The 26,465-nt window shown below is 70.2% G+C and carries 21 protein-coding genes; 9 read left to right on the top strand and 12 right to left on the bottom strand.

Annotation, left to right across the window (positions count from 1 at the left end; genetic code table 11):
• Window positions 1-38: 38 nt before the first annotated feature.
• The 6 genes from ACZ6ZP_RS14365 to ACZ6ZP_RS14340 are packed head-to-tail and all read right to left on the bottom strand — an operon-like array spanning window position 39 to window position 7,181.
• Window positions 39-1,373, bottom strand: coding sequence for an alpha/beta fold hydrolase (locus tag ACZ6ZP_RS14365; protein ID WP_351156741.1), 1,335 nt, complete (start codon window positions 1,371-1,373; stop codon window positions 39-41).
• 49 nt (window positions 1,374-1,422) lie between these two features.
• A complete protein-coding gene (locus ACZ6ZP_RS14360) occupies window positions 1,423-2,439 on the bottom strand; it encodes a LacI family DNA-binding transcriptional regulator (RefSeq protein ID WP_351156744.1) in 1,017 nt (338 codons plus the stop codon).
• Between the two features lie 57 nt (window positions 2,440-2,496).
• The gene (gene rhaS / locus ACZ6ZP_RS14355) at window positions 2,497-3,600 is read right to left on the bottom strand and encodes a rhamnose ABC transporter substrate-binding protein (RefSeq protein WP_469406898.1); all 1,104 of its coding nucleotides are present in this window, start codon (window positions 3,598-3,600) and stop codon (window positions 2,497-2,499) included.
• A 56-nt stretch (window positions 3,601-3,656) separates the two neighbouring features.
• Entirely contained in the window at window positions 3,657-4,655 is a 999-nt protein-coding gene (locus tag ACZ6ZP_RS14350) for an ABC transporter permease (RefSeq protein ID WP_361463969.1), read from the bottom strand.
• Window positions 4,648-5,688, bottom strand: a complete 1,041-nt coding sequence (locus tag ACZ6ZP_RS14345) for an ABC transporter permease (protein WP_351156753.1) — start codon at window positions 5,686-5,688, stop codon at window positions 4,648-4,650. The genes ACZ6ZP_RS14350 and ACZ6ZP_RS14345 overlap by 8 nt, the downstream gene beginning before the upstream one ends.
• A complete protein-coding gene (locus ACZ6ZP_RS14340) occupies window positions 5,685-7,181 on the bottom strand; it encodes a sugar ABC transporter ATP-binding protein (RefSeq protein ID WP_351156756.1) in 1,497 nt (498 codons plus the stop codon). Before ACZ6ZP_RS14340 ends, ACZ6ZP_RS14345 begins: the two co-directional genes overlap by 4 nt.
• A gap of 322 nt (window positions 7,182-7,503) precedes the next feature.
• Here ACZ6ZP_RS14340 and ACZ6ZP_RS14335 point away from each other — a divergent pair, with 322 nt between their 5' ends.
• From ACZ6ZP_RS14335 to ACZ6ZP_RS14300, 8 genes are all read left to right on the top strand, one after another.
• Window positions 7,504-10,701: an alpha-L-rhamnosidase gene (locus ACZ6ZP_RS14335; protein ID WP_366464566.1), complete on the top strand. Its 3,198-nt coding sequence runs from the start codon at window positions 7,504-7,506 to the stop codon at window positions 10,699-10,701.
• Window positions 10,702-10,734: 33 nt separating this feature from the next.
• Window positions 10,735-11,904, top strand: a complete 1,170-nt coding sequence (gene rhaI, locus ACZ6ZP_RS14330; RefSeq protein WP_366464567.1) for an L-rhamnose isomerase — start codon at window positions 10,735-10,737, stop codon at window positions 11,902-11,904.
• Between the two features lie 5 nt (window positions 11,905-11,909).
• Entirely contained in the window at window positions 11,910-13,949 is a 2,040-nt protein-coding gene (locus tag ACZ6ZP_RS14325; RefSeq protein ID WP_351157953.1) for a bifunctional aldolase/short-chain dehydrogenase, read from the top strand.
• A 436-nt stretch (window positions 13,950-14,385) separates the two neighbouring features.
• Window positions 14,386-15,885 (top strand): rhamnulokinase, encoded by a 1,500-nt coding sequence (locus tag ACZ6ZP_RS14320; protein ID WP_351156765.1) that lies wholly within the window; start codon window positions 14,386-14,388, stop codon window positions 15,883-15,885.
• Between the two features lie 65 nt (window positions 15,886-15,950).
• Entirely contained in the window at window positions 15,951-16,712 is a 762-nt protein-coding gene (locus ACZ6ZP_RS14315; protein WP_351156769.1) for a (Fe-S)-binding protein, read from the top strand.
• A complete protein-coding gene (locus tag ACZ6ZP_RS14310) occupies window positions 16,709-18,205 on the top strand; it encodes a LutB/LldF family L-lactate oxidation iron-sulfur protein (protein ID WP_351156772.1) in 1,497 nt (498 codons plus the stop codon). The genes ACZ6ZP_RS14315 and ACZ6ZP_RS14310 overlap by 4 nt, the downstream gene beginning before the upstream one ends.
• A complete protein-coding gene (locus ACZ6ZP_RS14305) occupies window positions 18,202-18,888 on the top strand; it encodes a LutC/YkgG family protein (RefSeq protein WP_351156775.1) in 687 nt (228 codons plus the stop codon). The genes ACZ6ZP_RS14310 and ACZ6ZP_RS14305 overlap by 4 nt, the downstream gene beginning before the upstream one ends.
• A 4-nt stretch (window positions 18,889-18,892) precedes the next feature.
• Window positions 18,893-20,056 carry an ABC transporter ATP-binding protein gene (locus tag ACZ6ZP_RS14300; RefSeq protein ID WP_351156777.1) on the top strand — a complete coding sequence of 388 codons (1,164 nt, stop codon included), beginning with the start codon at window positions 18,893-18,895 and terminating at the stop codon, window positions 20,054-20,056.
• Window positions 20,057-20,088: 32 nt separating this feature from the next.
• Here ACZ6ZP_RS14300 and ACZ6ZP_RS14295 read toward each other — a convergent pair whose 3' ends face one another.
• The 3 genes from ACZ6ZP_RS14295 to ACZ6ZP_RS14285 are packed head-to-tail and all read right to left on the bottom strand — an operon-like array spanning window position 20,089 to window position 22,393.
• Entirely contained in the window at window positions 20,089-21,039 is a 951-nt protein-coding gene (locus ACZ6ZP_RS14295; protein WP_351156780.1) for an ABC transporter substrate-binding protein, read from the bottom strand.
• Window positions 21,036-21,716: an ABC transporter permease gene (locus ACZ6ZP_RS14290; protein WP_351156782.1), complete on the bottom strand. Its 681-nt coding sequence runs from the start codon at window positions 21,714-21,716 to the stop codon at window positions 21,036-21,038. Before ACZ6ZP_RS14290 ends, ACZ6ZP_RS14295 begins: the two co-directional genes overlap by 4 nt.
• Window positions 21,713-22,393: an ABC transporter permease gene (locus tag ACZ6ZP_RS14285; protein WP_249591883.1), complete on the bottom strand. Its 681-nt coding sequence runs from the start codon at window positions 22,391-22,393 to the stop codon at window positions 21,713-21,715. The genes ACZ6ZP_RS14290 and ACZ6ZP_RS14285 overlap by 4 nt, the downstream gene beginning before the upstream one ends.
• Window positions 22,394-22,574: 181 nt before the next feature.
• On the opposite strand from ACZ6ZP_RS14285, the gene ACZ6ZP_RS14280 reads away from it, so the two are divergent.
• Complete coding sequence (locus tag ACZ6ZP_RS14280; protein ID WP_351156785.1) at window positions 22,575-23,021, top strand: SPW repeat protein; 447 nt, start codon at window positions 22,575-22,577, stop codon at window positions 23,019-23,021.
• Window positions 23,022-23,150: 129 nt separating this feature from the next.
• Here the strand turns inward: ACZ6ZP_RS14280 and ACZ6ZP_RS14275 are convergent, their stop codons facing one another.
• The 3 genes from ACZ6ZP_RS14275 to ACZ6ZP_RS14265 are packed head-to-tail and all read right to left on the bottom strand — an operon-like array spanning window position 23,151 to window position 26,441.
• Window positions 23,151-24,515 carry a GH1 family beta-glucosidase gene (locus tag ACZ6ZP_RS14275; protein WP_399971968.1) on the bottom strand — a complete coding sequence of 455 codons (1,365 nt, stop codon included), beginning with the start codon at window positions 24,513-24,515 and terminating at the stop codon, window positions 23,151-23,153.
• Between the two features lie 44 nt (window positions 24,516-24,559).
• Window positions 24,560-25,456: a carbohydrate ABC transporter permease gene (locus ACZ6ZP_RS14270; RefSeq protein WP_351156790.1), complete on the bottom strand. Its 897-nt coding sequence runs from the start codon at window positions 25,454-25,456 to the stop codon at window positions 24,560-24,562.
• Window positions 25,449-26,441 carry a carbohydrate ABC transporter permease gene (locus ACZ6ZP_RS14265; protein ID WP_383817183.1) on the bottom strand — a complete coding sequence of 331 codons (993 nt, stop codon included), beginning with the start codon at window positions 26,439-26,441 and terminating at the stop codon, window positions 25,449-25,451. Before ACZ6ZP_RS14265 ends, ACZ6ZP_RS14270 begins: the two co-directional genes overlap by 8 nt.
• Window positions 26,442-26,465 lie beyond the last annotated feature (24 nt).

The raw sequence follows: 26,465 nt of genomic DNA, 5'->3' as shown, positions 1-26,465 counted from the left end.
CCCGCAGCCTAGCTTCGCCGCCCCCGGTCGCGGAGGACTCAGACCTCGCCCCGGGCGAGGGCGAGCAGCCGGTCGAGGACGCGCGGCGAGCCCGTCCGCAGGCCGTCGTGCTCGTACTCGTCGGTGACCCAGGTCCGCAGCCCGCGGATGGAGCGGGCGGTGCGCAGGGAGTGTTCGGTGTCGACGTACATGTCGTCGTGGTAGACGGCGGCCGCGGCGGGCACCTCGTTCGCGGCCAGGCGTGCCGTGTCGTAGAGGGGCGCCCAGTCGGTGCGTGCGGCAAGGAGCTCGGCGGTCTCGCGCAGCGGCCGCAGGGCCGGATCGCAGTCGAACTGCCAGCGCTGGACGGCTTCCCCGGTGAACAGCAGCGGCGCGTCCCCGGCGAGCGCCTTGCCCGGGTCGAACTGCGGGAACTCGCCGCGCAGCCGCTCTGCCGACCAGTCGGTGGGCCGCTCGCCCTGTCCGTAGATCGTCTCGTGCATCAGCGCGAAGAGCGGGCGGTTCGCGAGCGACAGGTTGGCCTGTACGTCTTCCTGGAACGCGTCGGAGAGCTCGATGCCCGCCGGGGTCCTCACGAAGGCGTCCTCCAGGAGGTAGTGCAGGCGGTGGCTGCCGTCCTTCGTGCCGAGCAGCATGCCCAGGGACTGGAACGCCTCGACGGTGAGGCGGTAGCCGCCGTTCAGGACCGGCTCGTGCTCGGAGAGGTGGGCGGCGATGCGGCGGGCGCGCTCGATGTCCTGGGGGTAGCGGGCGTAGTGGGCGGCGCTCTTGCGCGCCATGCGCGGGTAGGCCGCACGGTAGACGTCGTCGGCGTGGCCGTCGAGCGTGGGCAGGCCGCCGGTGATGATCGCGGTGTGCAGGCCTTCGGGGGCGGCCGACAGGTAGTGGGTGGCGCAGAAGCCGCCGAAGCTCTGGCCGAGGACCGTCCAGGGGGCGCCGCCGGTCAGCTCGCGCCGGATCAGTTCGCAGTCGCGGACGATGGAGTCGGCGCGGAAATGCGTGAGGTAGTCGGCCTGCTCGCGGGGGCCGCCGCGCAGCGGGAGCGTCTGGCGCGTGGCCGGGGTGGAGCTGCCGGTTCCGCGCTGGTCGAGCAGCAGCACCCGGTAGTCCTGAAGGGCCCTGCCCAGCCACGCCTCCTTGCCCACGAAGCGGTTGGCCCCGCACCCGGGACCGCCCTGCAGATACACCAGCCACGGCAGGTCTGTTCCCCCGTGGCCCCCGTGGGCGCTCGCCACGGCCTCACGGGCGAAGACCTCGATCCGCTCCCCCGCCGGGTCGTCGTGGTCGAGGGGCACGGAGAAGCGGTGGTCGGTGAGGACCACACCGGGCTGACGGTAGGAGGCAGTGGCGGTCAAGGGGGCTCCTGGGCGCATGCGGAAGGGGACACTTCGCCCCAGTTCAGCACACCCGTCGCGGGGCCGTTCAGCGGGGCACCAGGCTGGAGCGCCGTACGACGAGCTCCGGCTGGAGGACCACCCGCCGGTGATCGTGTTCTTCCGGCTCGGCGTCCGACTCGGTCTCCTCCAGGAGGAGTTCCGCGGCCATGGCGCCCATCTTGATGGCGGGCTGGCGCACCGAGGTGAGCGGGACGACGGCCGCGGCGGCGAACTCGATGTCGTCGTAGCCGACGATGGCGATGTCCTCGGGCACGCTGACCCCGGCCGCGTACATGGCCTGAAGCACCCCGAGGGCGAGCAGGTCGTTCGCGCAGAAGACGGCCGTCGGCCGCTCGGCGAGACCCAGGACGCGGGCGCCCGCGTCACGTCCCGCGGCCACGTCGAGGCGCTCGGTGGGCAGCTCCCGCAGCGCGGATGCCGGAAGCCCGGCCTCGGCCAGCGCCTGCAGCGCTCCCTGCCTGCGGTCCTTGACCTGGTTGAGGCCGGGCGGGCCGCTCACGTACGCGATGCTGCGATGCCCCGTGTCGACGAGGTGGCGCACCGCGAGCGCTCCGCCCAGGACGTCGTCCACGGAGACGGAGCACTCGGTGGCGCCATCGGCGACCCGGTCGACCAGGACGAAGGGGATGGCGTGCCTGCGGAACGCCTCGATGTTGCGTCCCGTCGCGTCGGCCGGGGTCAGCAGGACCCCCCGTACCCGTTGCTCGGCGAAGAGCGCCAGATACTCGGCCTCTTCGGAGGGGCTCTGTCCGCTGTTGCACATCATGACGCGGAGCCCGGCGTCGCGCGCCGCGCGCTCGGCGCCGCGCGCGACGTCCACGAAGAAGGGGTTGCCCATGTCGAGCACGAGCAGCGCCATGATGCGGCTCTGCCCCGCGCGCAGCTGCCGCGCGGACTCGCTGCGGACGTAGCCGAGCCGTTCGATCACGGACTGCACCCGGTGGCGGGTCTCTTCGGAGACCACGTCCGGGCGGTTGATCACATTCGACACCGTGCCCACCGACACGCCGGCGTGCTTGGCCACGTCTTTGATGCCGACCATGCGTCCCCTTGTTCCGTTGCTCGTGCGGCGCCTGGTGCGCCGCAGCGTGCGATCCCCTCAGAATTTGTACTGGTCGATGTTCTTCTTGTCGAAGACGGTCGGTTCGCCGAGATCGACGACCCCCTTGTCGCCGATGGTGAAGGTGCCCAGGTCGCCCGCCTCGAACTTCTCGCCCTTCTTGCCGGTGATCTGGCCGGACTTCAGGGCCACGGCGGTGTGCGCGGCGAGGGCGCCGAGCTTGGCCGGGTCCCACAGCTCGAAGCCCTCGACGGTGCCGTTCTTCACGTACTGGCGCATGTCGTTGGGCGTGCCGAGGCCGGTGAGCCGCACCTTGCCCTTGTACTTCGACCCCGAAAGGTACTGGGCGGCCGCCTTGATGCCGACGGTCGTCGGCGAGATGATCCCGGCCAGCTTGGGGTGCTCCTGGAGGAGGCCCTGGGTCTGCTGGAAGGACTGCTGGGCGTCGTCGTTGCCGTAGGCGGTCTTGACCAACTTCATGTTCTTGTACTTGGGCTTCTTCAGCTCGTCCTTCATGAAGCCGATCCAGGTGTTCTGGTTCGTCGCGGTCTGGGCGGCGGAGAGGATCGCGATGTGGCCCTTGTAGCCCAGCTGCTTGCCCAGCAGCTCGACCTGGGTGCGGCCGAGCGCTTCGGCGCTGGACTGCGAGACGAACACGTCACGGCACCCGGGGTTGGTGTCCGAGTCGTAGGTGACGACCTTGATGTCGTTCTTCATGGCCTGCTTGAGGGCGGTGCACAGGGCGCCGGGGTCCTGCGCGGAGACGGCCATGGCGTCGACCTGCTGCTGGGTGAGCGTGTTGACGTAGGAGACCTGGCCGCTGGTGTCGGTGGCGCTGTTGGGGCCGGTCTCCTTGTACGTCGACCCGAGCTCCTTGAGCGCTTTCTCGCCGCCCTTGTCGGCGACGGTGAAGTACGGGTTGTTGACCTGCTTGGGCAGGAAGGCGACGGTCAGGCCCTTCTTGGTGGCCGCGTCCGGGTCGGCCTTGGCGTTCGAGGCCTTGGCCGCGTCGTCGTTCTTCGAGGACTCCTTGGTGGTGCCTGCGCAGGCGGTGGCGGTCAGGGCGAGCGAGGTGACGGCTGCCAGGGTCACGCAGGCGCGGGTGAGGGCGGAGCGGCGGACGGAGCGGCGGGGAGAGAGCATCGTTGGTCCCTTTCGGACTTCTTTCGGACTTGTCGACTTGTCGGCGGTACGAGGGGTCAGCGGGCGGGCGCTGCGGCGCGGCGGCCCGCTCGGGCGACGGCGATCTGCCGGGCCACGCGCGGCCCGAGCACGGACACCACGAGCAGCACGCCGGTGACGACGATCTGCGACTGTGCGGAGACGTTCAGCAGGCTCATCGCGTTCTGCAGGGCGCCGAGCAGGAAGACTCCGGCGATGGCGCCGCCGAGGGTGCCCTTGCCGCCGTCGAAGTCGATGCCGCCGAGCAGGACGGCGGCGACGACGGACAGTTCGAGGCCGGTGGCGTTGTCGTAGCGGGCGCTCGCGTAGTGCAGGGCCCAGAAGATGCCCGTGAGCGAGGCCATGAGACCGGTGAAGACGAACAGCCACAGCTTGTGCCGCTTGACGCGGACGCCGGCGAACCGCGCGGCCTCCTCGTTGGCGCCGATCGCGAAGAGCGAGCGCCCGAAGGGGGTGGCGTGCAGGACGACGACGGCGATCGCGAGCAGCACGAGGAAGGGCAGGAAGGCGTACGGCAGGAAGGTGTCGCCGACGCGTCCGGCCGCGAAGTCCAGGTACTGCGTGGGGAAGTCGGTGACGGCGTCCGAGCCGAGGACGATCTGTGCGATGCCCCGGTAGGCGGCCATGGTGCCGATGGTGACGGCGAGCGAGGGCAGTCCCAGGCGCGTCACCAGGAGCCCGTTGACCAGACCGCAGAGGACTCCGAGCAGGAGTACGAGCGGAATGATCGTCTCGATGGCCATTCCCGCGTTCCAGAGCGCGCCCATCACCGCTCCGGAGAGGCCCGCCGTCGAGGCCACCGAGAGGTCGATCTCTCCGGAGACGACGAGGAGCGTCATCGGGAGGGCGATCAGGGCGATGGGCAGCGTGTTGCCGATGAGGAACGACAGGTTGAGGGCGTTGCCGAAACCGTCGACAAAGGAGAAGGACATCAGGAGGAGGACGACAAGGAGAGCGCCGACGACGGTGTCCCAGCGGACGGCGCGCGTGAGCGTGAGCCGGTTGGAGTCAGCCATGGCGTGCGTTCCTCTTCTTCAGGGCCTTGGCGACGCGCAGGGCGACGATGCGGTCGACGGCGATGGCCAGGACGAGCAGTACGCCGTTGATGGCGAGCACCCACACGGAGCTGACGCCGAGCGCGGGAAGCACGCTGTTGATGGAGGTCAGGAGCAGGGCGCCCAGTGCCGCGCCGTAGACGCTGCCGGAGCCGCCGGTGAAGACGACGCCGCCGACCACGACGGCGCTGACGACGGTGAGTTCGTAGCCGTTGCCGGTGGCGGAGTCGACGTTGCCGAAGCGGGCCAGGTAGAGCGCGCCGGCGAGTCCGGCGAGCGCTCCGCAGGCCGTGTAGGCGGCGAGGATGCGCTTGCGCACGGGGATGCCGGCTAGGCGTGCGGCCTCGGGGTTGGAGCCGAGGGCGTAGAGCTCGCGTCCGCCGCCGAAGTGCCGCAGGTAGTAGGCGACCGCGACCAGGACGGCGAGTGCGATCAGCGCCAGGTAGGGCACGGCCGAGATTCCGCCGGAGCCGAAGTCGACGAAGCCGTCCGGCAGGTCGGAGGCGGTGATCTGCCGGGAGCCGACCCAGATGGAGTCGATGCCCCGGATGATGTAGAGGGTGCCGAGGGTGACGACGAGGGCGGGCACCTGGCCCAGGCTCACGAGCGCCCCGTTGAGCAGACCGCAGCCGACGCCGAGCGCGACGGCGAGGAGGATGGCGAGCGTCGAGTCGCCGCCGCCCTGGAGGTAGTTGCCGGCGGCGAAGGCGCTGATCCCCAGTGTGGAGCCGACCGACAGGTCGACGTTGCGGGTGATGACGACCAGGGCCTGTCCGGTGGCGACGAGGACGAGGATGGTGGCGTTCAGGAGCAGGTCCTTGATGCCCTGCTCGGAGAGGAACTCGCTGTTGCCCGCCTGGGTGACGCCGATCATCACCAGGAAGACCAGCAGGATGGCCAGTTCGCGCATCTTGAAGACGCGGTCGACCAGGCGGGTGGCTCCGGCCTTCGCCGGGTCGACGGCGGGTGCCGGGCTCTGGGTGGTCACGCTCATGCCGTCCTCCCTGTGGCGGCCGCCATCACGGACTCCTCGGTGGCCCGCGCGCGCGGGATCTCGGCGGTGAGCCGCCCTTCGTGCATGACGAGGACCCGGTCGGCCATGCCGAGGATCTCGGGCAGGTCGGAGGAGATCATCAGGACCGCGACCCCCTCGGCAGCGAGTTCGGAAAGCAGACGGTGCACTTCGGCCTTGGTGCCGACATCGATGCCGCGGGTGGGTTCATCCACGATCAGCACCTGGGGCTTGGTGGCGAGCCACTTGGCGAGGACGACCTTCTGCTGGTTGCCGCCGGACAGGGTGCCGACGGCGTCGGCGATGCGCGCGTACTTCACCTGGAGCCGCACCGCCCAGTCGAGCGAGCGGCTGCGTTCGGCGCCGCGGTCCATGAGGCCCGCGCGCACCGTCGTCCGCAGCCCGGTGAGGCCGATGTTGCGTTCGATGGACATGTCCATCACCAGCCCCTGGGCGCGCCGGTCCTCGGGGACGAGTGCGAGCCCGGCCGCCATGGCGGTGCTCGGGGCGCCGTTGAGCAGCGCCTTCCCTTGCACCTCGACCGTTCCGGCGTCCCACTTGTCGACGCCGAACACCGCCCGCGCGACCTCGCTGCGTCCGGCTCCGACGAGTCCCGCCAGTCCGACGATCTCGCCGCGCCGCACGTCGAACGACACGTCGGTGAAGACGCCTTCGCGGGTCAGCCTGCGGACGCTCAGCGCGACGTCGCCCACCTGGGTGTCCTGCTTCGGGTAGAGCTCGTCGAGGTCACGGCCCACCATGCGGCGCACGAGATCGTCCTCGGTCAGGCCGGTGAGCGGCTCGCTCGCGATCAGGCCGCCGTCCCGCAGGGTGGTGACGCGCTGGCACAGCTCGAAGATCTCCTCGAGGCGGTGCGAGATGAACAGCACGGCGGCGCCCTGTTCGCGCAGGGTGCGGACGACGCCGAAGAGGCGGGCCACTTCGCTGCCGGTGAGCGCCGCGGTCGGCTCGTCCATGATCAGGACCCGGGCGTCGAAGGAGAGCGCCTTGGCGATCTCGACGATCTGCTGGTCGGCGATGGAAAGCCCGCGCGCGGGCTGGTCGGGGTCGAGGTCCACGGCCAGGCGCTTGAAGAGCGCGTCGGCCGCCGCGTGCACGGCCTTGTGGTCGACGCGGCCGAGCGAGCGGCGCGGCTGGCGCCCCATGAAGATGTTCTCCGCGACGGAGAGGTCGGGGAAGAGCGTCGGCTCCTGGTAGATGACGGCGACGCCCGCGTCCCTGGCGTCGCCGGGGCCGTGGAAGACGACCGGGGACCCGTCGAGCGTCAGCTCCCCCGCGTCCGGCCGGTGGACCCCGGCGAGGGTCTTGATGAGGGTGGATTTGCCTGCGCCGTTCTCGCCCGCGAGGGCGTGCGCCTCACCGGCGTACAGCTCCAGGGAGACGTCGTGCAGGGCGCGCACCGCCCCGAAGGACTTGCTCAGGCCCTGCACGGCAAGGACGGGGGGCTCTCTCATAGGTAGCACCGATCGGTCACGAAGGGCATACGGCTTCTGGCATGGGGGAACAGGCGTCGGGCGTCAGTGGTCAGGCGCCGGGGCCAGGGGTCGGGCGTCATCGGGAGTCACCTGCCGGACACCCGGCGTGAAAGGTTTCAATCAATTTTCAGGGAAGCTAAACCCGCGCCAACTACGGCGTCAATGGGCGTGACTTGAAAATCCTGACGCCACTTGATGCACCAAGGGCAAAGCACACCAGCCCCCTTGACATCAGGCAGCACCCTCCCTAGCTTCGCCTCTCGTGAAACGATTCATCGTCGAGTCGTTACGGAGTCGAGTTGTGATCAGCAGAAGACGACTGCTCAGCACCACCGCCACGGCCGCCCTGGGAACGGCGATGGCCGCCGGGGCCGTTCCGGCGGCCGTCGCCGCCCCTTCCGCGGGGGGCCGGGCCCTCCGCGTGACCAGACCGACCGTCGAGTACGTGAGACACCCCCTCGGTCTCGACGTGCCGCGTCCGAGGCTCAGTTGGCCTCTGACGTCCACCAAGGAGGGCCAGGCGCAGACCGCCTATCAGGTGCGCGTGGCCAGCGCCCCGGGCCGCATTGCCGAGCCCGACGTCTGGGACAGCGGCAAGGTCGCGTCCAGCGACTCCGTCCTGGTCCCCTACGCGGGCCCCGACCTCACGTCCCGTACGCGCTACTACTGGTCGGTCCGGGTCTGGGACAGCGCGGGCCGGGCCTCCGAGTGGAGCGAGCCCTCCTGGTGGGAGACCGGGCTCTTGGCGGCCAAGGACTGGACCGCACGGTGGATCGGTGCGCCCGCGTCCCTCGTCGGCGCGCCCGCCCTGGACGCCGCCTCGTGGATCTGGTTCCCCGAGGGCGACCCCGCCACCAGCGCCCCGGCGGCCACCCGTTGGTTCCGCGGCCGCGTCGATGTCCCCGAAGGGGTTACTCGCGCGCGCCTCGTCATGACGGCCGACGACGGCTACACCGCGTACGTGAACGGCACGCGGGTGGCGCACACCGAAGCGGACAGCGCCGCCGACAACTGGCGCCGCCCCGTGGTCGTCGACATCACGGCCCAGCTGCGCCCCGGCGCCGCGGTCGTCGCCGTCTCGGCCACCAACGCCACGACCGGCCCCGCCGGTCTGCTCGGCCTGCTCGAGCTGACGACCGCCGACGGCGTGCGCACGCTCACCACCGACGGCACGTGGAAGGCCACCGACAAGGAGCCGTCGGGCGACTGGCGGTCGACCGGGTTCGACGACGCCTCCTGGGCCGCGTCGAAGGTCCTCGCCGCCTGGGGCTCGGGTCCCTGGGGCAAGGTCGCCGCCCACCACTGCCCCGCCGCGCAGCTGCGCCACGAGTTCCGCCTGCGTCCGGGCAAGAAGGTCGCGCGGGCGCGGCTGTACTCCACGGCTCTCGGCCTCTACGACGCCTGGCTGAACGGCGAGCGCGTCGGCGACGACCGTCTGGCGCCCGGCTGGACCGACTACGACAAGCGGGTCCAATACCAGACGTACGACGTGACCCGGCAGCTGAAGCCCGGTGCCAACGCGCTCGGCGTGACGGTCGCGGTCGGCTGGTACGCGGGGAACGTCGGCATGTTCGGTCCGCATCAGTACGGCGAACGACCGGCGTTCCTGGGCCAGCTGGAGGTCACGTACACCGACGGCTCGACCGACCGTGTGCTGTCCGGCACCGACTGGCGCACGGCCACAGGACCGGTGACCGCCGCGGACCTCCTGTCGGGCGAGGACTACGACGCCCGCCTGGAGACGGCGGGCTGGACGCGCGCCGGGTTCGACGACTCGGACTGGATCAAGGCTGATGCCATCGACAAGGTGAAGGCCGCCGTCGTGGCCCAGATCGACGGGCACACGCGCGTGGAGAGCGAGATATCCACCCAGAAGGTGAGCGAGCCCGAGCCCGGCGTCTTCGTCTTCGACCTTGGACAGAACATGGTCGGCGCGGTCCGCCTCACCGTCTCCGGGAAGGCCGGCACGAAGGTCCAGCTGCGCCACGCGGAGGTCCTCAACCCCGACGGAACGATCTACACCACCAACCTGCGGACCGCGCGCGCCACCGACACCTACACGCTCAAGGGCGGCGGCAAGGAGACGTTCGAGCCGCGGTTCACCTTCCACGGATTCCGCTACGTGGAGGTGACGGGCTACCCGGGCAAGCCGCCGCGCGACGCCGTGGTGGGCCGCGTGATCCACACGTCGGCTCCGTTCACGATGGACTTCAAGACGAACGTCCCCATGCTCAACCAGCTGCACAGCAACATCACATGGGGCCAGCGCGGCAACTTCCTGTCCGTCCCCACCGACACCCCGGCCCGCGACGAGCGACTCGGCTGGACCGGCGACATCAACGTCTTCGCGCCGACCGCCGCCTACACGATGGAGTCGGCGCGCTTCCTCACCAAGTGGCTCGACGACCTGCGCGACGGGCAGCCCGACGACGGCGCCTTCCCTGACGTGGCCCCGTTCGTCGGAACGGTCGGCAAGGGCGTGGCCGGCTGGGGAGACGCCGGAGTGACCGTCCCCTGGGCGCTGTACCAGGCGTACGGGGACACGCGTGTCCTGGAGCAGTCCTGGTCCTCGATGCTGAAGTGGCTCGACTACCTGGAGAAGCACAGCACCGGATATCTGCGCCCCGCCGAGGGCTACGGAGACTGGCTCAACATCCAGGACGAGACCCCCAAGGACGTCATCGGCACGGCCTACTTCGCGCACAGCGCCGACCTGGTCGCGCGGACCGCCGAAGCCCTGGGCAAGGACCCTGCCCCGTACAAGAAGCTCTTCGGCAGTGTCCGAGACGCCTTCCGCGCGGCATACGTCACCAGCGGCGGCCGGGTGAAGGGCGACACGCAGACCGCGTACGTCCTGGCCCTGTCCATGGAGCTGCTCGCCGACGGCGACCGCGCACCGGCGGCCGCCCGTCTGGTGGAGCTCATCAAGTCCAAGGAGTGGCACCTGTCGACGGGCTTCCTGGGCACCCCGCGGCTGCTTCCCGTCCTGACGGCAACCGGCCACACGGACGTCGCCTACCGCCTCCTGGTCCAGCGGTCCTTCCCCAGCTGGGGCTACCAGATCGACAAGGGCGCCACGACGATGTGGGAGCGCTGGGACTCCATCAAGCCGGACGGCAGCTTCCAGGACGCCGGCATGAACTCCTTCAACCACTATGCCTACGGCTCGGTGGGCGAGTGGATGTACGCGAACATCGCGGGCATCGCACCGGCCGACCCGGGCTTCCGCAAGATCCTCGTCCGCCCCCGCCCGGGCGGCGGCGTGACCGAGGCGCAGGGCAGTTTCGACGCCCTCTACGGCCCGGTCACCACCCACTGGAAGACGGACTCCGAGGGCTTCCGTCTCACGCTCACCCTGCCCGCCAACACCACGGCGGAGGTCTGGATCCCCGCCGACGAACGATCTCAAGTGACGCACGAAGCGGCCGAGTTCCTGCGGATGGAGGACGGCTGCGCCGTCTTCGCCGCGGCCTCCGGCACCCACCGCTTCTCCAACTGACCCACCTCGACCGCTCTTTCGGAAGGCTGCGCGATGACCGCCGGAACCAGCAAGGACGCCGTGAAAGCGGCACTCACCACCCAGGCCCTGGAGACCCCGTCCTGGGCGTACGGCAACTCCGGTACGCGCTTCAAGGTCTTCGCGCAGCCAGGTGTCCCCCGCACGACCCGGGAGAAGATCGACGACGCCTCCCGCGTGCACGCCCACACGGGTGTGGCTCCCAAGGTGGCCCTGCACATCCCCTGGGACAAGGTCGACGACTACGCGGTACTCGCCGACTACGCCGCCGAACGCGGCGTGACGCTCGGCGCGATCAACGCCAACGTCTTCCAGGACGACGACTACAAGCTCGGCTCGGTCACCAACCCGGACCCGACGGTCCGGCGCAAGGCGCTCGACCACCTCCTGGAGTGCGTCGACATCATGGACGCGACGGGTTCACGCGACCTGAAGCTGTGGTTCTCCGACGGCACCAACTACCCCGGCCAGGACGACATCCGCAGCCGCCAGGACCGCCTGTCGCAGGCGCTGCGGACCACCTACGACCGACTCGGCGACGACCAGCGCATGCTCATCGAGTACAAGCTCTTCGAGCCGGCCTTCTACGCGACGGACATCCCGGACTGGGGCACGGCCTACGCGCACTGCCTCAAGCTCGGCCCGAAGGCGCAGGTCGTCGTCGACACCGGCCATCACGCGCCCGGCACCAACATCGAGTTCATCGTCGCGACCCTCCTGCGCGAGGGCCGCCTCGGCGCCTTCGACTTCAACTCGCGCTTCTACGCGGACGACGACCTGATGGCGGGCGCCGCGGACCCCTTCCAGCTCTTCCGGATCATGTACGAGGTCGTCCGCGGCGGAGGCCTCACCTCCGACATCGCGTTCATGCTCGACCAGTGCCACAACATCGAGGCGAAGATCCCCGCGATCATCCGCTCGGTGATGAACGTGCAGGAGGCCACGGCGAAAGCGCTGCTCGTCGACGCGGACGCGCTGGCCGAGGCCCAGCGGACGGGCGACGTGCTGGCCGCCAACGCGGCGCTGATGGACGCCTTCAACACCGACGTCCGTCCCCTACTGGCAGAAGTCAGGGAGGACTCGGGGCTCGACCCTGATCCCATGAGGGCCTATCAGGAGTCAGGCTGGCAGGAGCAGATCGTCAAGGATCGCGTGGGCGGCGAGCAGGCCGGATGGGGGGCATGAGCGACATGACACAGCACGCACGGATCAAGGAACTCCTGGACCGCGCCCACCGCTTGGGCGCCGACCCGCGCAACACCAATTACGCGGGCGGCAACGCGTCGGCGAAGGGCACGGCCCCCGACCCGGTCACCGGCGCGGACACGGACCTGATGTGGGTCAAGGGCTCGGGCGGCGACCTGGGCACCCTCACCGAACAGGGCCTGGCGGTCCTGCGCCTGGACCGCCTCCACGCACTGAAGGAGGTGTACGGCGGCGCGGATCGCGAGGACGAGATGGTCGCCGCCTTCGACTACTGCCTGCACGGCAAGGGCGGCGCGGCCCCTTCCATCGACACGGCCATGCACGCCCTGGTCGACGCACCGCACGTGGACCATCTGCACCCGGACTCGGGCATCGCCCTGGCCTGCGCCGCGGACGGCGAGAAGCTCACGGCCGAGTGCTTCGGCTCGACGGTGGCCTGGGTGCCCTGGCGCCGCCCCGGTTTCCAGCTCGGCCTGGACATCGCGGCGGTGAAAGAAGCCAACCCGGATGCCATCGGCTGCATCCTGGGCGGTCACGGCATCACGGCCTGGGGCGCCACGGCGGAGGAGTGCGAGCGCAACTCGCTGCACATGATCCGCACGGCCGAGGCGTTCCTCACCGATCGCGGCAAGCCCGCCCCCTTCGGCAAGCACCTGGCCGACTACGCCCCGCTCCCCACCCCGGCCCGCCACCGCCGAGCGGCGGAGCTGGCCCCGCACATCCGCTCACTGGCGTCTCAGGACCGCCCCCAGATCGGCCACTTCACCGACACGGACACGGTCCTGGACTTCCTGGCCGGCGCGGAGCACCCCCGCCTGGCGGCCCTGGGCACCTCCTGCCCCGACCACTTCCTGCGCACCAAGGTCAGGCCGCTGGTCCTGGACCTTCCCCCCACCGCACCCCTCGACGAGGCCATCACCCGCCTCAAGGAACTGCACACCGCGTACCGAGAGGAGTACGCGGCCTACTACACCCGCCACGCCGGCCCAGCGTCTCCCGCCATGCGGGGCGCCGACCCGGCGATCATCCTCGTCCCCGGCGTAGGAATGTTCTCCTTCGGCAAGGACAAGCAGACGGCACGCGTGGCGGGCGAGTTCTACGTGAACGCCATCAACGTGATGCGCGGCGCCGAGGCCGTCTCCACCTACGCCCCGATCCACGAGTCGGAGAAGTTCCGCATCGAGTACTGGCCACTGGAAGAGGCCAAGCTCCAACGCCTCCCGCGCCCCAAGCCCCTGGCCACCCGCGTCGCTCTGGTGACCGGCGCGGGCAGCGGCATCGGCAAGGCGATCGCGCACCGCTTGGTGTCGGAGGGCGCCTGCGTCGCCGTGGCGGACCTGAACGCGGAGAGCGCCGCGGCGGTGGCGGAGGAGTTGGGCGGCCCGGACAAGGCCATCGCCATTCCCATGGACGTCACGTCCGAAGACCAGGTGACGAGCGCCTTCACCACCACAGCCCTCGCCTTCGGCGGCGTCGACCTGGTGGTGAACAACGCGGGCATCTCCATCTCCAAGCCCCTGCTCGACACCACGGCCCGTGACTGGGACCTACAGCACGACATCATGGCCCGCGGCTCCTTCCTGGTCTCCCGCGAGGCGGCCCGCGTCATGCGGGACCAGGCCCTGGGCGGCGACATCATCTACATCACGTCGAAGAACGCGGTGTTCGCGGGCCCGAACAACATCGCGTACTCCGCCACCAAGGCGGACCAGGCCCACCAGGTCCGTCTGCTGGCAGCCGAGTTGGGCGAGTACGGCATACGCGTCAACGGCGTCAACCCGGACGGCGTGGTCCGCGGCTCAGGGATCTTCGCGGGCGGCTGGGGCGCGCAGCGCGCGGCGACGTACGGGATCGAGGAGGAGAACCTGGGCGCGTTCTACGCCCAACGAACCCTTCTCAAGCGCGAGGTGCTGCCCGAGCACGTGGCCAACGCGGTCTTCGCCCTGACGGCGGGCGACCTGTCCCACACGACGGGCCTGCACATACCCGTGGACGCGGGCGTAGCAGCGGCGTTCCTCAGGTAGCCGACACCCCCTCCGGCCCCCGGCCCCGCACGCGGCCGGGGGGCAACGCCTAGCTGGCATCCCAGAACCCCGCATCCACCTCCCCACGAACAAGCTTTGCTTCCCACCCACCCGATTGCCCCGTAGCCACCCGGGGGGGGCGAACAAGCGGGGGGACAGCGGCCCCCGCGCACCCGCAGTCGGGAGCACACGTGAGGGGACGTGCCGGTATGTCCGCCCGGAGCACGGTTCGCGGCGCTCCGGCGCCGAAGTACCCATGGGGCCACCGGACGATAGCGAGGACGGACATACCGGCGCGGCCCCGCCCCCAAGTCGCACCACCCGCCCACCGACCACCCGCACTCACCCTCCGCCCCCTCAAGCCCACAACCCTCCGCCCCCTCAAGCCCACAGCCCACGGCCCCCGCCCTCCGCCCGTCAACCCCTGCGAGCCCCAATGCCCCGTCCCGCCCCCACCCCCCGCTCACCCCACCGCTTCGCCGCGATCGACCTCGGCGCCTCCAGCGGACGCGTCATGGTGGCCCGGACAGGCCCCGACACCCTCACCCTCCAGGAAGCCCACCGCTTCCCCAACCGCCCGGTCCGCACCGCCGGCACCCTGCGGTGGGACATCCTCTCCCTCTACACCGGAATCCTGGACGGCCTGCGCGCCGCAGGTGTGGGCTCCGCCCCCCTCACCTCCATCGGCATCGACGGCTGGGCAGTGGACTACGGCCTGCTGGACGCGGACGGCGCCCTCCTGGGCAACCCGGTGCACTACCGGGACACCCGCACCGAGGGCGTCGCGGCCAAAGCGTGGGGGACCGTCCCGGCCACCGAGCTGTATGCCGCCACCGGTATCCAGTACGCCCCTTTCAACACGCTCTACCAACTCATGGCGGCGCAGGGGACCGCCCAACTAGCAGCCGCCAAGCACCTGTTGCTCATCCCGGATCTCCTGACGTACTGGCTGACGGGCGAACTCGGCACGGAGCTGACCAACGCCTCCACCACGCAGCTCATGGACCCGGCTGCCAACACCTGGTCCCACGACGTGGCCACACGCCTCGGCATCGACCTCACCCTGTTCCCTCCCGTGCGGCGCCCCGGCGATCCGGCGGGTCATCTGCTGCCGCAGGTCCTGGACGACACAGGCCTGGCCACGCCCACCCCCGTCACTACGGTCGCCTCTCACGACACCGCCTCAGCAGTGGCCGCCGTCCCCGCCACCACCGAGAACTTCGCCTACATCTGCACCGGCACCTGGTCACTTGCAGGCCTGGAACTGACCGCCCCCATCCGCACGGAGGAGAGCCGCGCGGCCAACTTCACCAACGAACTGGGCATCGACGGCACGGTCCGCTACCTCCGCAACATCATGGGCCTGTGGCTGCTCCAGGAGTGCCTGCGCACCTGGGAGACGTCCACCGCCACTCCCACCCTGGAGGCGCTCCTCGGCGAGGCAGCCCACGTACCTGCCCTCCGCTCGGTCGTCGACGCGGCAGACCCGGCCTTCCTGCCCCCCGGCAACATGCCGCACCGCATAGCCCAGGCCTGCGAGGCCACAGCGCAGCCCGTCCCCCGCACCCACGCCGAGACGACCCGCTGCATCCTCGACTCCCTGGCCCTGGCCCACCGCCGCGCCGTCGAGGACGCCCAACGCCTCGCGGACCGAACCGTGGACGTCGTCCACATGGTCGGCGGCGGCGCACGCAACGAACTCCTCTGCCAACTGACGGCGGACGCCTGCGGGCTGCCGGTCGTCGCGGGCCCCGCCGAGGCCGCCGCGCTGGGCAACGTACTCGTACAGGCACGAGCGCAGGGCCTCCTCCGCGACCGCCACGAAATGCGCGCCCTGCTGGCCGGCACGCAGCAGTTGACGCGCTACGAGCCCACCACCGACCCGGCGCACCGGGCGGCATGGGAAGAGGCGTCGCGACGCGTGCCCGCACCATGACTCCCGCAAAGCGCGCGCAGCGCATACGCTGCACCCATCCGATGATCGACGAGGAGGAACCCGCGATGCGTGTCGCTCTGTTCCTGACCTGTGTCAACGACACGCTCTATCCCGACACAGGCCGTGCGGTGGTGAAACTGCTGACCAGGCTAGGAGTTGAGGTCGACTTCCCGATGGCGCAGACCTGCTGCGGGCAGGCGCACTACAACACGGGATACCGCCACCAGGCAGAGCCGCTCGCCCGTCATTTCTCCGATGTATTCGGCTCGGACGAGTACGACGCGATCGTGACGCCGTCCGGTTCGTGCGGCGCGATGGTCCGCGAGCTGTACCCGCGCATGGGAGAGCGGGCCCGCTCCGAGGGCCGGGGCGACGGCCTGGCGACCACCCTCGCACCCGTCGTCCCCAAGACGTACGAACTCACCGAGTTCCTGGTGGACATCCTCGGTGTGACGGACGTCGGGGCGTACTACCCGCACCCGGTGACGTACCACCCGACCTGCCACGGCCTGCGGAGTCTGGGCCTGGGTGACCGTCCGACGCGGCTGCTCCAAGCGGTCAAGGGCCTTGAACTGCGCACGCTCCCGGGCGCGGACGAGTGCTGCGGTTTCGGCGGCACCTTCGCGATGAAGAACTCCGATGTCTCGTCGGCGATGGGTACGGACAAGGTGCGCAACGCCGAGTCGACGGGCGCCGACACCCTGTGCGCGGCGGACAACTCCTGCCTGATGCACATCGGGGGCACGATGACGCGCCTCAAGAGCGGCCTGCGCCCGGTCCACATCGCGGAGATCCTGGCGAGCACGGAAGAGGAACCCCTGTCATGAGCGGCACGTTCGTAGGCATGCCCGCCTTCCCCACGGCGGCCCGCGAGGCCGTGGGCAACAAGACCCTGCGCGCCAATCTGCGGCACGCCACGCACACCATCCGCGACAAGCGGGCCCGCGCCGTCGCCGAACTGGACGACTGGGACCAGCTCCGCGAGGCAGGCAAGCGGATCAAGGACGAGACCCTGCGCCATCTCGACCGCTACCTGATCCAGTTGGAGGAGTCGGTCACGGCGGCGGGCGGCACCGTGCACTGGGCGGCGGACGCCGACGAGGCGAACCGCATCGTGACCGAGCTGGTCAAGGCCACCGCCGAGACCGAGGTGGTCAAGGTCAAGTCGATGGCCACACAGGAGATCGGCCTCAACGAAGCCCTTGAGGCCGAGGGCATCCACGCGTACGAGACCGACCTCGCCGAGCTCATCGTGCAGCTCGGCAAGGACCGCCCCTCGCACATCCTCGTCCCCGCCATCCACCGCAACCGCGGCGAGATCCGCGAGATCTTCGCGCGTGAGATGAGCGAGTGGGGCCGCCCCGCCCCGGAAGGCCTCACCGACACCCCCGCCGAACTCGCCGAGGCTGCCCGCCTCCATCTCCGGGAGAAGTTCCTGCGTGCCAAGGTCGGCGTCTCCGGGGCGAACTTCATGGTCGCCGAGACGGGCACGCTGGTGGTCGTCGAGTCGGAGGGCAACGGCCGTATGTGCCTGACGCTCCCCGAGACGCTGATCTCGGTCGTCGGCATCGAGAAGATCGTGCCGACCTGGCGGGACCTGGAGGTCTTCCTCCAGACGCTCCCCCGTTCCTCGACGGCCGAGCGGATGAATCCGTACACGTCGATGTGGACCGGAACATCCCAGGAGGACGGCCCGAGCACCTTCCACCTCGTGCTGCTCGACAACGGCCGCACCGACACGCTCGCCGACGAGGTGGGCCGCCAGGCACTGCGCTGCATCCGCTGCTCGGCCTGCCTCAACGTCTGCCCCGTGTACGAACGAGCCGGAGGCCACGCGTACGGCTCGGTCTACCCCGGCCCCATCGGAGCGATCCTCAGCCCCCAGCTGCGCGGCACCCAGAGCGAGATCGACGCCTCGCTCCCCTACGCGTCGTCGCTCTGCGGCGCCTGCTACGAGGTGTGCCCGGTGGCCATCGACATCCCCGAAGTCCTCGTCCACCTGCGGGAGCGGGTGGTCCAGGGCGGCGAGGTGACACGGCACGGCACGAAGGTGACGCTGCGGCCCGCGAAGGGGCACGCCGCGGAGCGGGCGGCGATGCGCGCGGCGGGCTGGGCGTTCGGCCGCCCGGGGGCGCTGCGGACCGGGCAGCGCTTGGCGTCCGGGACCCGGCGTCTCCATCCGCGCACGCTGCCGGGCCCGGGCCGGGCGTGGAGCGCGACGCGGGACCTGCCGAAGGTGCCGGCGGAGCCGTTCCGTGACTGGTGGCGGCGTACGAACGGCGGCCAGGTGCAGAAGGCACAGAAGGGCGAGAAGAAGTGAGCAGCAGGGACCAGATCCTGGGCCGCGTCCGGCGAGCACTGGCCGACGTGAGCGACAGCGGGGAGAGCGGCGGTGGGGAGAGCGATGCCTACGACACGGCCGTCCCGCGCGACTATCTGCGCGAGCACGGCGACCGCACCACCGAGCAGACCGTCGAGCTGCTCGCGGAGAACCTCGCCGACTATCGCGCGCTCGTGCACCGCTGCGCGGACGATGAGCTGCCTCAGCTGCTCATGCGTCTGCTCGCGGCACGCGGCGCGCGGACCGTGCTCGTGCCGCCCGGTCTGCCGGCGCACTGGCTGGACGGCGCCGACGCGGCCCGTGTGCACGACCGTGCCGCGAGCACCCCGCGCGAGCTCGACGCGGTCGACAGCGTCGTCACCGGCTGCGCGCTCGCCGTCGCCGAGACCGGCACGATCGTCCTGGACGGCAGTGCGGACCAGGGCCGTCGTCGCATCACGCTCGTCCCCGATCACCACGTCTGTGTCGTGCGGGTCCCGGACCAGGTGGTCTCCTCCGTCCCGCAGGCACTCGAACGGCTCGACCCGCTCCGCCCGCTCACCTGGATCTCGGGACCGTCCGCGACCAGCGACATCGAACTGGACCGGGTGGAGGGCGTGCACGGCCCGCGCACTCTGGAGGTGGTGCTGGTGAGCGGAGTCCGAGGGCCGCGGCTAGCGTGAGTGCATGATCCGGTTCGAGCAGGTCAGCAAGCGTTACCCGGACGGCACGATGGCCGTGGACGAGCTGTCCTTCGAGGTCGCCCAGGGTGAACTTGTCACGCTCGTCGGACCGTCCGGATGCGGCAAGACGACCACGATGATGATGGTGAACCGCCTCATCGAGCCGACCGCGGGCCGCATCTTCGTGAACGACGAGAACATCGCGGACATGGACCCGGTCCGCCTGCGTCGCCGTATCGGCTACGTCATTCAGCAGGTGGGGCTCTTCCCGCACCGGACGATCCTCGACAACACGGCGACGGTCCCCGCGCTGATCGGCTGGAAGAAGGCGAAGGCGCGGGCCCGGGCGGCCGAGCTGCTCGACCTGGTGGGCCTTGACCCGAAGACGTACGGATCGCGCTACCCCGAGCAGCTGTCCGGGGGCCAGCGCCAGCGTGTCGGCGTGGCTCGTGCGCTGGCCGCCGATCCGCCCGTACTGCTCATGGACGAGCCGTTCGGGGCGGTCGACCCGGTGGTGCGCGAGCAGTTGCAGGACGAGTTCCTGCGGATGCAGGCGGCGGTCCGCAAGACGGTCCTCCTGGTCACGCACGACATCGAGGAGGCGGTCAGGCTCGGTGACCGGATCGCGGTGTACGGGCAGGGGCGCATCGAGCAGTTCGACACTCCCGGTGCGGTGCTCGGCACTCCGGCGACGCCGTACGTCGCCGAGTTCGTGGGCGCCGACCGGGGCCTGAAGCGTCTCTCGGTCACCGACATCCAGGCGGACGACCTGGAGCAGCCGTCGGTGGTCCGCCTCGACGAGCCCGCCGCGCACGCCGCCGCCCGGCTGCGCGAGCAGGACGCCCGCTGGGCCGTCGTCCTGGACACGGACGGGGATCTGCACGGCTGGGTCGGCATCGACGAGGTGGCGCTGGCCGGTGAGGGCGGCAGGGTCGGCGATCTGGCCCACCGCATGAAGGCGTGGGTCCCGGTCGGCGCCCCGCTCAAGCAGGCGTTCGGCGTGATGCTCCAGCACGACGCGGGCTGGGTCGCGGTCCTCGACGGGGCACGCTTCCTCGGCGTGCTGACCCCGGCGAAGCTCCACGAGGCCCTGCGCCGCTCGGTGGACGCGGACGCCCAGGGCGTGCCCCGTGACCAGGTGGAGTTCGACTCCGTCGCCGACGCGTAGGCCTCCCCGTTCGCCGACATGCCAGGCGCCGGCTACAGCAGCCCCTTCTCCTCCAAGTACGTCCGTGCCACGTCCTGCGGCAGCCTGCGCCAGCTGTCCACCTGTTCGTTCATCGAGGCCAGGTCCGCCGTCGTCAGTACGGAGTTGAGGCGGCCGAGCGCGTTTGCGACGCCCTCGCTGCCCGCGCGGGAGCGGTTGACGACCGGGACGATGTAGTCGGCGTTCTGGAGCTTCTTGTCGTCCTTCAGGAGGACCAGGCCGAAGTCGTCGAGCGTGGCGTCCGTCGACGTGGTCAGGACCATCTGGTCCTGACCACTCTGCACGGCCTTCTTGGCCTGGGTCGTGCCCACGCCCTTGGGGTCGACGGAGGTGATGTCGATGCCGTAGACCTTCTTCAGGCCGGGTTCGCAGTACGGGCGTTGCACGCATTCGTCGCCCGCGGCGAGGCGTACCTTCAGGCCGGACCTGCCCAGGTCGCTCAGGGTCTTCAGGCGGTGCTGCTCGGCGTAGGACGCGGTGACGGCGAACGCGTTCTGGTCGACGGCCTTGCCCGCGTCCAGGACGGTGAGCCCGCGCGGGGTGGCCAGGCCGCGCAACGCCCTCATGGTGGCGTCCAGGTCGGGCGAGCCGACCGGCTTCGCGTCCGCGCCGTTCTTCTTGGCGTTCAGCCAGTCCGCGAACGTCGCCGCGTACTCGGGGACGACGTCGATCTGGCCCGACTCCAGGGCGGGTTCGTAGAGCTCGCGGTTGGCCACGGAGAGGATCTCCGCGCCGTATCCGGCCTCCGTCAGGAGCAGGGAGTACATCTGGGCCAGCAGGTCGCTCTCGGTGAATCCCGCCGATCCCACGACCAGGTGGTGGCTGTCGCCGGGCGGCGCGGTGACCTCGCCCTGGGTCTCCAGGGACGGGCCCGAGGAACACCCGGCAAGGAGCAGGGCCGTCCCGGCCGCGATCGCCGCCGTCCGTGCCGCACGTGACCTCATCCGGTCCGCCCTCTCCCCCGCGCCCACCCCGGGGCGAGCCGTTCGCCGATCTCGAAGAGCCCCTCGACGATCAGCGCGAACACCGCGACCAGGACGGCGCCCGCGACCACCTGCGGGGTGCTCGCGAGGTTGAACCCGGCCGTGATGATCCGGCCGAGTCCGCCGCCGCCGGCGAGCGCCGCGATCGTGGCGGTGGCCACGAGCTGTACGGCGGCGATCCGCACCCCGCTGAGGACCAGCGGCATCGCGAGCGGCAGTTCGACCCGCCACAGCATCTGCCGTCCCGTCATTCCCATGCCGCGCGCGGCCTGCACGATGCTGCGGTCGACCCCGCGCATGCCGACGTACGCGTTGGTGAGCAGCGGCGGCACGGCGAACAGGACGAGGGCCACGACGGTGGGGCCCTCGCCCCACTGCCCGATGGGGGTGAGGAGCAGCAGGACGAGGACGGCGAAGGTCGGCACCGCGCGGCCGACGTTGGAGATGTTGACCGCGAGGGCGCCGCCCTTGCCCAGGTGGCCGAGGACGAGCGCGACCGGCAGCGCGATCAGACAGCTCAGGATCAGGCACACCACGGTGAGGACGAGGTGCTGGGTGAGCCGGTGCCAGATGCCGTCGTCACCCGCCCAGTGCGCCGAGTCGGTGAGCCACTGCCAGGCATCGCTGATGGTGTTCATGAGCGGACCGCCCTCGTCCACGGGGTGAGGATCCGCTGCACGCCCAGGAGCAGCAGATCGGCCAGTACGGCGATGACGACACACAGCACGGAGGCGGTCAGGACCTGGGCCTTGAAGTAGGTGTTCATGCCCGCGTAGATGAGGTTGCCGAGCCCGCCGAAGCCGACGATCGCGCCGACCGTGACGAGGGAGACCGCGGAGACGGTGGCAATGCGCAGGCCCGCCATCGCGGCGGGCAGCGCGAGCGGCAGTTCGACGGTGAGCAGGAGCCGGATGGGTCCGTAGCCCATGCCGCGCGCGGCCTGCCGGGTGTCCTCGGGGACGGCGCGCAGGCCGGCCAGGATGTTGCGCACGAGCAGCGTCAGTGAGTACAGGACGAGTCCCGCGACCACGAGGGACGCGGACAGGCCGTACACGGGCAGCAGCAGCGAGAACATCGCGAGCGAGGGGATCGTGTAGAGCACCGTGGTCAGCGCCAGGACGGGACCGGCCGCCAGGGCCCAGCGGCGGGCTACGACGGCCAGCGGGACGGCGATGACGAGCGCGATGAGCACGGAGACCGCGGTCAGCTCCAGATGCTGGAGGACCGCGTCGACGATGATCTGGCGGCGGGTGCTCAGATACTCGCCGCAGATCCACTCGTTGCGCGCGAGGCAGTCGTCCGGGGGCGCGGTCACGTGTCCATTCCAGCGGGCGCGGCGGGGGACGGCGCGTTCTGGTCCCCCGTACGTGCGGTGACCGGTGGACCACGAATCGCACATAACTACGCATAAAGAAAAAATAAGAGCAGAATGGATGTGCGCGACATCCCGCCGCGCGACGTGGTCAGGCCTGCATGAACCAGAGGAGACGAGTCTCATGGCCGACGTCTCACACAGGGGAGACATAGCCGCTCACCCTGACGTATCCGAAATGCGGGATCGCTACGCCCGCGTACTCGGTGGAAACGATGTGGCACTCGTGGACGGGCCCGTGTTCCTCACGGGCCTCTTCTGTGCCATCTCCCCCTGGGTGGTCCACTTCACCACAAGCCAGCCCGTCCTCACGACGCACAACCTCATCATGGGTATCGCGATCGGCCTGCTGGGCCTCGGGTTCACCGTCGCGCCGGCCAGGATGTACGGCCTGAGCTGGGCCATGTGCGCCATGGGCGTCTGGATGATCGTGTCGCCGTGGGTCGTCGGCACGAGCCCTGACATGGGCGTCATCCTCACCAACATCATCATCGGCGGCCTCACCTTCCTGCTGGGCCTCGTGTGCATAGGCGCGGCGGCGAAGGAGGGCAGGAAGACGAACTCGACCTGACGGAGGAAGACAGAGGGAACAAAGAGAACAAGGGGAAGTGGGGCAAGGACGCCGCAGCGGCCCCGGATCGGCGGAGAACCGGGAGCCGCTGTCGGCTGCTCAGGCAGAACCAGGCCAAGCCGGGCCGGGTCAGGCGGCGCGGCTCACGCGACCTTGGTGGCCCCTGATGACGTCCGCGTAGCGCAGGCCGCTGCCCTTGACCGTGCGGCGCTGCGTCTCGTAGTCGACGTGCACGAGGCCGAACCGCTTGTCGTAGCCGTAGGCCCACTCGAAGTTGTCGAGCAGCGACCACGCGTAGTACCCGGCCAGCGGCGCCCCCTTGCGGGCTGCGCTCGCACAGGCGGCGAGGTGGCGGATCAGGTAGTCGGTGCGCTCCGGGTCGTCGACGGTTCCGTCGGGGCGTACGACGTCGGGGTAGGACGAGCCGTTCTCGGTGACGTACAGCTTGCGCGCCCCGTACTCGTTCGTGAGGCGCAGCAGGAGGGTCTCGATGCCGCTCGCGTCGATCTCCCAGTCCATGCCGGTGCGGGGCACTCCCTCGCGGCGCACCTGGTGGGCGTAGGGCGCGGGGCCGGCCGGGTCGTCGGAGACGACGGCGGGGAAGTAGTAGTTCAGGCCCAGCCAGTCGAGCGGCTGCGCGATGGTCGCCAAGTCCCCTGATCGCTCCGGCAGTTCGACGCCGTAGACCTCTTGCATGTCGGCGGGGAAGCCCCGGCCGTGCACCGGGTCGAGCCACCAGCGGTTGGTGTGGCCGTCCACGCGGCGGGCGGCGGCGACGTCCTCGGGGCGGTCGCTCGCGGGCTCGACCGTGGAGAGGTTGTTGACGATGCCGATCTGCGCGCCGGGCGCCGCGGCACGGATCGCCTGGGTGGCCAGGCCGTGCCCGAGCAGGAGGTGGTACGAGGCGCGCACTGCGGCGGTCAGGTCGGTCAGGCCCGGTGCCATCCGGCCTTCGAGGTGGCCGATCCAGGCGGAGCAGAGCGGTTCGTTGAGGGTGGCCCACTGGGTGACGCGGTCCCCGAAGCGCTCGGCGGCGAGGGACGCGTACGCCGCGAAGTGCTCGGCCGTCTCCCGCTCGGGCCAGCCGCCGCGGTCCTGGAGGATCTGGGGCAGGTCCCAGTGGTAGAGGGTCACCGACGGGGTGATGCCCGCGTCGAGCAGCCCGTCGATCAACTGGTCGTAGAAGTCGAGGCCCTTGGCGTTGGGCGGCCCGTCGCCGCCGGGCACGACGCGCGGCCAGGCCAGGGACAACCGGTAGGCGTTGGTGCCCAGTTGCTTCATCAGCGCGATGTCCTCGCGCCAGCGGTGGTAGTGGTCGCAGGCCACGTCACCGTGATCGTCGTTGTCGATCTTTCCGGGGGTGTGCGAGAAGGTGTCCCAGATCGAGGGGGAACGGCCGTCCTCGGTGACGGCCCCCTCGATCTGGTACGCCGATGTGGCCGTGCCCCACGCGAAGTCGTGCGGGAGTGCGGCAAGGTCGATGAGCTCGGACACAGACGTCCTCTCAGACGTAAGGGGATCAGACGGGAGGGGGTGGGTCACTTGACGGCTCCGGCGGTGAGGCCGGCGACCAGGTAACGCTGGAGCAGCAGGAAGCCCGCGACCACCGGCACGCTCACGACCAGCGACGCGGCCATGATCTGGTTCCAGTAGACGTCGTTCTGGGTGGAGTAGCCCTGCAGGCCGATGGCGAGGGTGCGAGTGCCTTCGTTCGTCATGACGGAGGCGAAGAGCACTTCTCCCCAGGCCGTCATGAACGCGTAGACGGCGACCGCGACGATGCCGGGGATCGCGGCCGGCACGACGACCCGGAAGAGCGCGCCGATCGGCCCGCAGCCGTCGACGAGCGCCGCCTCGTCCAGGTCGCGCGGCACCGAGTCGAAGTACCCGATCAGCATCCAGATCGAGAAGGGCAGCGAGAAGGTCAGATAGGTGAGGATGAGACCCGCCCGCGAGCCGAACAGGGCGATCCCCGTGGCGTTGCCGATGTTGACGTACATCAGGAACAGCGGCAGCAGGAACAGGATGCCGGGGAACATCTGGGTGGACAGGACCGTCACCGTGAAGACGCGTTTGCCGCGGAACCGGTAGCGGCTGACGGCGTAGGCGGCGAAGACGGCGATCACCACCGAGCAGACGGTGGCCGCGCCCGCCACGATCAGCGAGTTCATGAAGTACTTCGCCAGCGGGACGGTCTTCCAGATGTCGATGTACGGGCGGATCGTGAGGCCGCTCGGCATCCAGCGGAACGTGCCGGACACGTCTTCGAGGGGCTTGAGCGAGCTGGAGACCATCACGTACACGGGTAGGAGCACGAAGCCCGTGAGCAGCGTCAGGAAGATCCGCCGCGACCAGAGGAACGAGCGGGGCGCCGCCATGGGCGACCGGGGCTTCGCGGCCCGGCGGGGCCGTGGGGCCATGCGCACGCTAGACATGCACGGACTTCCTCTCGCGCGACGTGACCCACAGATAGACGCCCGTCACCGCGAGCAGGAACACGAGCAGCAGGACGGACATGGCGGAGCCGGTGCCGAAGTTCCAGGTGGCGAACGAGGACTGATAGATGTGGATGGAGATCAGATCCGCCGCCTCGGGCGCCGACCTGCCGAACAGGACGAAGGGCGTGTTGAAGTCGTTGAACGTCCACAGGAACAGGACGAGCACGAGGACCTGGTTGACGGGCCGCAGCGACGGCAGCGTGATGCGGCGGACCTGCTGCCACACACCGGCACCGTCGAGCGCGGCCGCCTCGTACATCTCCCTGGGGATGTTCTGCAGCCCGGCCATCATGATGAGGAAGGCGAACGGCCAGCCCTTCCACACCGACACGGTGAGCAGCGCGACGAAGCTGTTGTCGCCGATGAGCCAGAACGGCGCGCTGTCGGTGAGGCCCAGCTGGTCGTGCAGCACGTGGTTGATGAGGCCGTTGTCGCGCTGGAACATGAAGCCCCAGGTGATCACGGCCGCGTACACGGGCAGTGCGTACGGGACGAGGAAGAGCGCCCGGAGGAAGCCGCGCCCCTTGAACGTCTCCTGCAGGTAGATGGCGGCGGTCGTCCCGATCAGCCAGCAGAGGCCGACGGACAGCAGCGTGAAGGCGCAGGTGACGAAGAACGAGTGCAGCAGCGCCTCGCCCACCGGCGCGTCGAAGTCCACCGCCACCTTGTAGTTGTCCAGGCCCGACCAGGGCGCGGCGCCCCAGTCGCGGATGAAGAACTGGGTGAGCTCCTTGAAGCTCATCACGGTGCCGATGACGATCGGCAGCAGGTGGACGAGGAGTTCGAGCAGGAGGGCGGGGAGCAGCAGGAGGTAGGGGAGGCCGATGCGGCGGAGCCGTCCGGGAGGGCGGCGCGGCCCCCGCTGCTTTCCCGGGGCGGCCACGGACGGCTCCTTCGCGTCCTGAACGATGGTCGTGGTCATGGACGTGTCGGTCATGGACGTGTC

It is taken from the genome of Streptomyces sp. NPDC054047 (assembly GCF_055585065.1).
Note: the sequence above shows the minus strand (reverse complement) of the source record. Positions and strands in the feature narration are given on the sequence as shown.

Bases quoted from the DNA above. Each gene is read 5' to 3' on its own strand.
- ACZ6ZP_RS14270 (WP_351156790.1), bottom strand. From the start codon at position 25,456: ATGTCTAGCGTGCGCATGGCCCCACGGCCCCGCCGGGCCGCGAAGCCC.
- ACZ6ZP_RS14340 (WP_351156756.1), bottom strand. From the start codon at position 7,181: ATGAGAGAGCCCCCCGTCCTTGCCGTGCAGGGCCTGAGCAAGTCCTTC.
- ACZ6ZP_RS14280 (WP_351156785.1), top strand. From the start codon at position 22,575: ATGGCCGACGTCTCACACAGGGGAGACATAGCCGCTCACCCTGACGTA.
- ACZ6ZP_RS14360 (WP_351156744.1), bottom strand. From the start codon at position 2,439: ATGGTCGGCATCAAAGACGTGGCCAAGCACGCCGGCGTGTCGGTGGGC.
- rhaS (WP_469406898.1), bottom strand. From the start codon at position 3,600: ATGCTCTCTCCCCGCCGCTCCGTCCGCCGCTCCGCCCTCACCCGCGCC.
- ACZ6ZP_RS14350 (WP_361463969.1), bottom strand. From the start codon at position 4,655: ATGGCTGACTCCAACCGGCTCACGCTCACGCGCGCCGTCCGCTGGGAC.
- ACZ6ZP_RS14265 (WP_383817183.1), bottom strand. From the start codon at position 26,441: ATGACCACGACCATCGTTCAGGACGCGAAGGAGCCGTCCGTGGCCGCC.
- ACZ6ZP_RS14315 (WP_351156769.1), top strand. From the start codon at position 15,951: ATGCGTGTCGCTCTGTTCCTGACCTGTGTCAACGACACGCTCTATCCC.
- ACZ6ZP_RS14320 (WP_351156765.1), top strand. From the start codon at position 14,386: ATGCCCCGTCCCGCCCCCACCCCCCGCTCACCCCACCGCTTCGCCGCG.
- ACZ6ZP_RS14295 (WP_351156780.1), bottom strand. From the start codon at position 21,039: ATGAGGTCACGTGCGGCACGGACGGCGGCGATCGCGGCCGGGACGGCC.
- ACZ6ZP_RS14325 (WP_351157953.1), top strand. From the start codon at position 11,910: ATGACACAGCACGCACGGATCAAGGAACTCCTGGACCGCGCCCACCGC.
- ACZ6ZP_RS14310 (WP_351156772.1), top strand. From the start codon at position 16,709: ATGAGCGGCACGTTCGTAGGCATGCCCGCCTTCCCCACGGCGGCCCGC.
- rhaI (WP_366464567.1), top strand. From the start codon at position 10,735: ATGACCGCCGGAACCAGCAAGGACGCCGTGAAAGCGGCACTCACCACC.
- ACZ6ZP_RS14300 (WP_351156777.1), top strand. From the start codon at position 18,893: ATGATCCGGTTCGAGCAGGTCAGCAAGCGTTACCCGGACGGCACGATG.
- ACZ6ZP_RS14365 (WP_351156741.1), bottom strand. From the start codon at position 1,373: ATGCGCCCAGGAGCCCCCTTGACCGCCACTGCCTCCTACCGTCAGCCC.
- ACZ6ZP_RS14290 (WP_351156782.1), bottom strand. From the start codon at position 21,716: ATGAACACCATCAGCGATGCCTGGCAGTGGCTCACCGACTCGGCGCAC.
- ACZ6ZP_RS14345 (WP_351156753.1), bottom strand. From the start codon at position 5,688: ATGAGCGTGACCACCCAGAGCCCGGCACCCGCCGTCGACCCGGCGAAG.